This is a genomic window from Streptomyces sp. NPDC051041, from assembly GCF_044456065.1.
GTDB lineage: Bacteria > Actinomycetota > Actinomycetes > Streptomycetales > Streptomycetaceae > Streptomyces > Streptomyces glaucus.
In genome coordinates, this window is sequence record NZ_JBITFM010000030.1 from 1 (window position 1) to 7,107 (window position 7,107).

A 7,107-nucleotide genomic window follows, 5' to 3' on the forward strand; every position below is an offset into this window, starting at 1 on the left:
AGACCCGGAGACAGCACGCGAAGGCTTGAAAGACACGACCCCAGGCTCCCACCAACGAGTCCGCCACGCCCACAGAACTAACGAAAACCTCAGTAAGAGGTTGTTCCAGTCGGTGAGTCGGCGGTAGCTGATGAGTGCTGCGGCGATGCCGATGAAGGCCAGGAAGTGCTCGGCCTTGCGCTCGTGGCGGCGGTGCAGGCGTCGGCATCCGGCCGGCCAGGAGACCGTTCCTTCGACGACCCAGCGGTGTCGGCCGAGCCTCGTGGACGGCTCGATGCCCTTGCGGGCGATGCGGTGGCGGATACGACGCCCACGAAGCCGTTTCCGCAGGTGGTCGTAGTCATAGCCCTTGTCTGCGGGGAGCTTGGCCGGACGCCGGCGGCGCGGGCCGCGACGGGAGCGAGTGGGCGGGATCCCACGCACGAGCGGTCACTTGCGAAATCGAGAACGGTACTCGCCCGGGGCCGTGCCTCGGGCACGTTTGAAGGCACGGCTGAAAGCGTGCGGAGAGCCGTATCCGACCGCGCCGGAGATCGACTCGACCGGCTCATCGGTATCGCGGAGCCTGACGGACGCCAGGTCGATGCGCCACTGCGTCAGGTACGCACCCGGCGTCTGTCCGAGGGCGGACCGGAAACGCCTGGACAGCGTCGCCCGGGAGACGCTCGTCGCGGCGGCCAGGGTCTCCGTGGTCCAGGGGTGTCCCGGTCGGGCGTGGACACATGCCAGAGCGTCGCGCACGACCTGATCACGCATCGCTCCCAGCCATGAGCCGGACTGCTCCTGCGGGTGGCGGGCCAGCCAGGCGCGAACGAACTGGACGAGCAGAAGGTCGACGATGCTGTTGATGGCGGCGGTGGTGCCGATCTGCGGCTGTGCGAGTTCAGCAGCGAGGAGTTCGACGCTCCTTCTGAGCTGCGCGTTCTCCTGGGCTGTGACGTGCATCGGCCGGGCGAGGGAGGTAAGCACCGGTGTGCGCACCTCCGGGTCCTGCTCGTAGTGCAGGACGATCACTTCCGTCTGCACCGGCGCCGAGCCCAGCCGCAGGGCCCGGCCATCGCCAAAAGCCCGGGCCGCCGCCTCACGGTCGCAGGAACCCATCGTCACGCCGGCGCCGCCGGCTATCCCGTGTGCGGTGCCCGGCGACACCAGGACGGCGTCTCCGGCCTGCACCTGAAGAGGCTTCTCGCCCGTGACATGGAGCCACACAGTGCCGCGGGACACCACGTGCAGTGCCGCTCCCGGATAGGAGTCCAGCCACAGGCCCCAGGTTCCTCCGGCCTTCAGCACGACTCCGAGCGCCCCACGCGCACCCGAAACGCGTAAGACCTCCGCCAGCGCATCCATGGGTCCATTCTCGTCCACCGCCGCGAACCGCCCACCGGAGGGCGAAGCGCCTGTGTCCTCGTCCACAGCTTCAGGCCACGTCAAGAACGACCTTTCCGCGCACCTTCCGCGCGAACAGCGCCTGGACGGCGTTGCCCACGTCCTGCCAGTCGCCTCGCAGTCCGATCAGTGCCGAGAGCCTCCCGGCGGCCATGAGGCCCAGCAGATCCGTCAGCTCCCCGCTGGTCGGCGTCATGTCCCCGTAGGTGGCGATGCTGCGGGGCTCACCGAAGCCGAACAAGGCCCCTGGCGGGAACGTGGTTTCCTGCCCCGAGGAGTAACCGACCAGGTGGATGGTGCCGCCCTCGGCGAGGGAACTCCACGCCTGGGCCACCAGCGGCCCGCCGACCGTGTCCAGGACCAGGTCGAACCGGTCCCCGGTTTCGGCCAGATCGGTCAGGACCCTGTCGGCGCCGAGTTCACGGAGTCCGGCGGCCCGCTCCGGCGAACCGACGAGTGCCGTCACCCGGGCGCCCGCCAGCGCCGCCAGCTGGACGGCGAAGTGCCCCACGCCCCCGCTGGCGCCGGTGACCAGAACATTGCGCGCCAGCAGGGAACGCTTGCGCAGCACCCGGAATGCGGTGACTCCGGCGATCCCGAGCGCAGCGGCGTCGGCCAGGTCCACGCCCTCAGGGACGGTGCCGAGCGAGGCGGGGCTGACTGCCACCCGCTCCGCCCACGCGTGGGACGCCATTCCCACTGCGACGCGCGTACCTTCGGGCGGCCCCGAGCCGTCGGATGCGGCGCGCACCACGACGCCGGCCGCGTCGTGACCGTGCACAGCGCCGGCCGGCCACTGGCGCACGTAATTCAGCTCTCCGAAGTTGAGACCGATGTGTCGTATCTCCACCAACGCCTCGCCGGTGGACGGTACGGGCTCATCGACATCGGCGAACCGGACGGGTCCGGCGTCACTGTGATCGACCACAAGGGCGCGCATAGGGGTGTGCATCCTTCTCTCGCGGACGTGGGTGAACACTCGGCGTGGCAACAGATCGAGTGCGCAAATCCGCACCGCCGCCTTCTTGGAAGCCTACGCAGGGCCGGGACAGCGGCCAGACCCGTGAGAATCAATCAGTTGACGATCTGTGTCAGTGCGACTCGCAGCGCGTCGAACCCCGCACCCGCCCGGTGATTGACGCGGTGCCGGGCACAGACATGCCCGGCAATGTGACGATCTTGGGCGTCAGCACTTCCGTCGGGCGGCGGGGTCGCGCTGGGTGACGTTCCGGGCGACCGCGCCGACGCCGGAGTGGGCGTACCGCTTCGGGGAGGGGGCGGAGGCGCGGCGGGAGCGGGCCAGGCGCATCGGGGCGGAGATGCCGCTCCGCGCGAGAGCCGCGCGCTCTGCCAGCGCCTGATCGTCGATGCGGAATCCGGAGCCGATACACGCCCGGCGACCACACACGGGTGACACCAGGAACGGCCTCAACTCGGCACAGCCTCGGGACACCCGGGATCAGGTCGACGCCGATGATCGCGATCGGCGTGATGACGGTGAGAGCTTTCACGCGCTCGAAGGCCCGTCGCGACCTGGCGAGGCAGCCGGCCGTGCCCGCGGCGCGACACGGTGCCGCGGCCCGAAGCGGCCGCGCCCGGGACGGTCACGGTCCGGTTCAGGTGCCCGCCTCGACCCACTCGTCGCTGCTGAGCGAGAACTCGTAGGCGGGACGCCCGTTGTTGCCGCTGGTGCGGAACGGGCGGCCGTCGTCGTTCACCGTCACCGTCCCGCGCCGGGAGCCGCTGGACCACGTCAGCTCCAGGTACCAGCTGACGTCGTAGGCGGAGGCGTCGGCCCGGATGTAGTAGACCTCCGGGTCGGACCGGCTCACCGTGAACGGGAAGTCCTGGTGGCCCGCGTCCGGGACGACGGCGGGGCGCACGGCGTCGAGGGCGACCGTGAAGGAGCGCTTGGGCACGTCGCCGCCGCAGCCGACGTCCGGGTAGCCCATGGCGTAGTCGTTCCAGGCGAGCGGTGCGCGCTTGCCGGCCATCCGGACCGTCAGGCCCTCCACGACCACCGTCTCCTCGCCGGTGCCCTGCACGGTGAGTTTCACGTACTGCTCTCCGGAGGAGACGGCGCCGTACCCGGCCACCCAGGCGGGCGCGTCCTGCTCCAGCGGCGGCTTCTCCACCTCGCCGGGCGGCCGGTCGACCAGATAGTGCTGGGCGCAGGGGTTCTCCCAGTCGTAGGGGAACGTGTTCACGGTCAGCGGGGCGGCCGAGGAGGCGCCGGTCCCGGATCCGCCGCCGCGCCTGCCGCCCGTGGGACTCGCGGTGGCCGACGGGCCGGCCGCCTTCGGCTTGTCCTCCTCCTTCCGGGAGGGGGAGACGGACGGCGAGGAGGAGGACGAGGACGAGCGGGTGGTGGACGGGGACGCGGTTCCCCGGGTCCCGTCGTCGGCCGGCGCGACGGCTCCGGCGTGGCTCCGGCGCCCGTCGCCGTCCGTACCGCCGGAGGGCTGGTTCACGGCGAACACGACGGCCCCGAGGACGGCGGCCACGGCGGCCCCGGCGGTGACCGCGGCACGGGCACGGCGGCGCCGCTCCGGCGCACCGGGGCGGTGCGCCGGAGCGGCGGATCCCGCCGGGGCCGCCGAGGTCACGACCGCTTCCGAAGCCGTGTACGCGGGCACCGGCGCCGTTTCCGCGCCGGCCCCCGGGGTCTGCGGTGTCTCCGGCACGGCCTCCGGTGTCCTCGGCGCGGTCTCCGCGGGGACTTCCGGAGCCTGCGGCGCGGTCTCCGCGGGAGCCACCCGAGCAGCCGGGGCCACCGGAGCCTCCGGAGCCACCGGCGCCCCCGCCGCCGCGGGGCCTCCCGCCCCGCTCCCCTTGCGCCTGCGCAGCGCGTCCGCCAGCACCCACCGGCGGTGCAGCTCCACCAGCTCCTCCGGTGTCGCCCTGCACAGGCGGGCCAGCCGTTCGACGGGGGCGTAGTCCGTGGGCACGGCGTCCCCGTTGCAGTACCGGTGCAGCGTCGACGTGCTCATGTGGAGCCGTTTGGCGAGCACCCCGTAGCTCAGCCGGGAGCGGTCCTTCAGCTCCTTCAGCATCGCGGCGAAGTCAGCCGCGGCAGTGCCGTCCGACACCGTGCCTCCGTTCCCGCATCCCATGTCCCCGTTCCAGGGCAGGGTCGTTCCCCCAGGTCAGGCCGGTGCGGGTGTTCCAGCGTCCCTGATCGCCCGGTGGATGTGGCGGCCGGGACGGATTGCCGCACAAGCTCTGGTCATCCAAGCACGCCGCTGCCGGTCTCCGGTCGGACGGCGGCCTCCGGCTCACGCCCATCGGAAAGGAACCAGCCATGCGCACCCACCGCACCGCTCTCCCCCGCACCCGCCTGCTCGCCGCCGCCGGCGTCACCCTCGCCGCCCTGGCCCTCACCGCGTGCAACGACGGCACCGGCACCCGGGACGAGGGCGCCCAGCGGCCCACCGCGGCGGCGACCACCGCCGCGCCCACGGCCGACGGCACCGGCGCCCCGGCCGCCTCCCCCTCGTCCTCGTCCTCGTCCTCGTCCTCTTCCTCGTCCTCGTCCACGGCCACGGCCTCCTCGGACGAGGGCCCGGCCGCGAGCCGGGGCTCCGCCTCCGGCCGGAACACGCCCTCCGCCGCGAGCGCGGACACCGACCCCCACGCCCCGGAGAACCGCGTCTCCTGCAACGGCTCCAACACCGCCGTCACCGCCCGGCCGGTCCCCCGCCCCCTCAACCACCTGCTGATCACGGTGAAGAACACCGGCGCGAAGACGTGTGACCTGACCTACTACCCGGTGCTCCGCTTCGACGGGATGCAGTGGGCCCCGCAGGCGATCGAGAGCTCCAAGCCGCAGGCGGTGACCACCCTCGCGCCCGGCGAGTCCGGCTACGCGGGCGTCCTGCTGTCGGCCGCCGACGGCAGCGGCGACGGCGGCGCCACCGGCCACCGGCTCACCGTCGGCTTCCAGGGCCGCACCCCCGGCAGCAGCGGCGGCCCCGCCGCGACCCCGGCCCTGCCGGCCGAGGGCGTCCACTACGACAGCTCGCTGAGGGTGACGTACTGGCGGACGAGCATGGCCGACGCCCTGGCCTACTGAGAACCGGCGCCCCGGCCCGCCGGGAACCGGCGGGAACTACCGTCCGAGCCGCTGGGCCACCTCGACGGCCCAGTAGGTGAGGATGTTGCGCGCACCGGCCCGCTTGATGCCGGTCAGCGTCTCCAGGATGGCCCGGTCCCGGTCGATCCAGCCCTTCTCGGCGGCGGCCTCGATCATCGAGTACTCGCCGGAGATCTGGTAGGCGGCGACCGGCACGTCCACCGCGTCCGCGACGCGCGCCAGGATGTCGAGGTAGGGCCCGGCCGGCTTGACCATCACCATGTCGGCCCCCTCCTCCAGGTCGAGGGCCAGTTCCCGTAGGGACTCCCGGACGTTGGCCGGGTCCTGCTGGTACGTCTTGCGGTCGCCCTGCAGCGAGGAGCCGACGGCCTCGCGGAACGGCCCGTAGAAGGCGGAGGCGTACTTCGCGGTGTAGGCGAGGATCGCCACGTCCTCGCGGCCGATCTGGTCGAGGGCGTCGCGGACGACCCCGATCTGCCCGTCCATCATCCCGCTGGGGCCGACCACGTGGGCGCCCGCGTCGGCCTGGACCTGCGCCATCTCGGCGTACCGCTCCAGGGTGGCGTCGTTGTCGACCCGCCCCTGCTCGTCCAGGACCCCGCAGTGCCCGTGGTCGGTGAACTCGTCGAGGCACAGGTCGGACATGACGAGCAGGTCGTCGCCGACCTCGGCCCGCACGTCGCGCAGGGCCACCTGGAGGATGCCGTCCGGGTCGGTGCCCGCCGTGCCGAGCGCGTCCTTCTTCGACTCCTCCGGCACGCCGAACAGCATGATCCCGGAGATCCCCGCCGCGACGGCCTCCGCGGCGGCCTTCTTCAGGCTGTCCCGGGTGTGCTGCACGACGCCCGGCATCGCCGCGATCGGCACCGGCTCGCTGACGCCCTCGCGCACGAAGGCCGGGAGGATGAGGTCGGCGGGGTGCAGCCTGGTCTCGGCGACCATCCGGCGCATGACGGGGGTGGTGCGCAGACGCCGCGGCCGCGTGCCGGGGAAGGATCCGTACGTCGTCATGCCTTCTACGCTACGCCCGCCCCGCCCCCGCCTTTGCCGACGCGGCGTCGGCGCGGCGGCTCCACGGACGCGGGCGTGACCGGCTGCCTCCGGGGCGGCGGGCTGCCGGTCCCGGACCGGGCCCGGGCTGCGCGGGCGGCCCGGTCCGTTCCCCCGCGGCCCCGCGACACCGGGCCCGGGCGTTCCGGTCCGCCCGGCCGCCGAGGGCTTCCGTCCGGACCGCCGGGCGGCCCGGATCACGACGGAACTGCCTGCCTGCCGTGGGCAGTTAAAGATCTGCGAAGACTGCCTGGTCCTGGTAGCGTCCCGGCCGCTTCCCCCTGGAACGATCTCTTCGCGGCACTCCGCCGCGCCGTTCCGTGACTACGACACAAGGTGGTTCACTTCGTGAGACTGACCCGTACCGCCCTCGCCGTGGCCGCCGGCGCCCTCGCCCCGGCCCTGCTGCTCACCGCTCCGTCCCACGCCGCCGCCACGACGACCCCGGCCGCCGCCGCGGCGTCGGAGACGGCCTCCCCCTACGACGAGATGGACGTGGACGACCTGCGCGTCGCCATCGCCCGCATCCTCGCGGACCCCGACAGCGGCAAGCGCGTCATCCAGGAGGCCAACGCCCT

The 7,107-nt window shown here is 72.9% G+C and carries 5 protein-coding genes and 2 pseudogenes; 2 read left to right on the plus strand and 5 right to left on the minus strand.

Going from position 1 to position 7,107, the window contains the following annotated elements; all coding sequences use genetic code 11:
- Positions 1 to 108: 108 nt before the first annotated feature.
- The 4 genes and pseudogenes from ACIBAI_RS28150 to ACIBAI_RS28165 form a co-directional block, all read right to left on the minus strand.
- Positions 109 to 429: pseudogene (locus ACIBAI_RS28150) on the minus strand (transposase); the annotation flags it as partial.
- The gene (locus ACIBAI_RS28155; protein ID WP_344599714.1) at positions 430 to 1,347 is read right to left on the minus strand and encodes an AraC family transcriptional regulator; all 918 of its coding nucleotides are present in this window, start codon (positions 1,345 to 1,347) and stop codon (positions 430 to 432) included. It abuts the pseudogene before it with no gap.
- A gap of 70 nt (positions 1,348 to 1,417) precedes the next feature.
- A complete protein-coding gene (locus tag ACIBAI_RS28160) occupies positions 1,418 to 2,326 on the minus strand; it encodes a zinc-binding dehydrogenase (RefSeq protein ID WP_399038552.1) in 909 nt (302 codons plus the stop codon).
- A gap of 676 nt (positions 2,327 to 3,002) precedes the next feature.
- On the minus strand, positions 3,003 to 4,475 hold the full coding sequence (locus tag ACIBAI_RS28165; protein ID WP_399038554.1) for a helix-turn-helix domain-containing protein: 1,473 nt from the start codon (positions 4,473 to 4,475) through the stop codon (positions 3,003 to 3,005).
- Positions 4,476 to 4,687: 212 nt separating this feature from the next.
- Here ACIBAI_RS28165 and ACIBAI_RS28170 point away from each other — a divergent pair, with 212 nt between their 5' ends.
- Positions 4,688 to 5,458 carry a DUF4232 domain-containing protein gene (locus ACIBAI_RS28170; RefSeq protein ID WP_399038555.1) on the plus strand — a complete coding sequence of 257 codons (771 nt, stop codon included), beginning with the start codon at positions 4,688 to 4,690 and terminating at the stop codon, positions 5,456 to 5,458.
- A gap of 36 nt (positions 5,459 to 5,494) precedes the next feature.
- Here the strand turns inward: ACIBAI_RS28170 and hemB are convergent, their stop codons facing one another.
- The gene (gene hemB / locus ACIBAI_RS28175; protein ID WP_399038557.1) at positions 5,495 to 6,490 is read right to left on the minus strand and encodes a porphobilinogen synthase; all 996 of its coding nucleotides are present in this window, start codon (positions 6,488 to 6,490) and stop codon (positions 5,495 to 5,497) included.
- A 387-nt stretch (positions 6,491 to 6,877) separates the two neighbouring features.
- On the opposite strand from hemB, the pseudogene ACIBAI_RS28180 reads away from it, so the two are divergent.
- Positions 6,878 to 7,107: pseudogene (locus tag ACIBAI_RS28180) on the plus strand (hypothetical protein); the annotation flags it as partial.

What these genes read in the sequence shown, in the direction of transcription:
- ACIBAI_RS28155 (WP_344599714.1), bottom strand. Translation starts at nt 1,347, where the DNA reads ATGGATGCGCTGGCGGAGGTCTTACGCGTTTCGGGTGCGCGTGGGGCG.
- ACIBAI_RS28170 (WP_399038555.1), top strand. Translation starts at nt 4,688, where the DNA reads ATGCGCACCCACCGCACCGCTCTCCCCCGCACCCGCCTGCTCGCCGCC.
- hemB (WP_399038557.1), bottom strand. Translation starts at nt 6,490, where the DNA reads ATGACGACGTACGGATCCTTCCCCGGCACGCGGCCGCGGCGTCTGCGC.
- ACIBAI_RS28160 (WP_399038552.1), bottom strand. Translation starts at nt 2,326, where the DNA reads ATGCGCGCCCTTGTGGTCGATCACAGTGACGCCGGACCCGTCCGGTTC.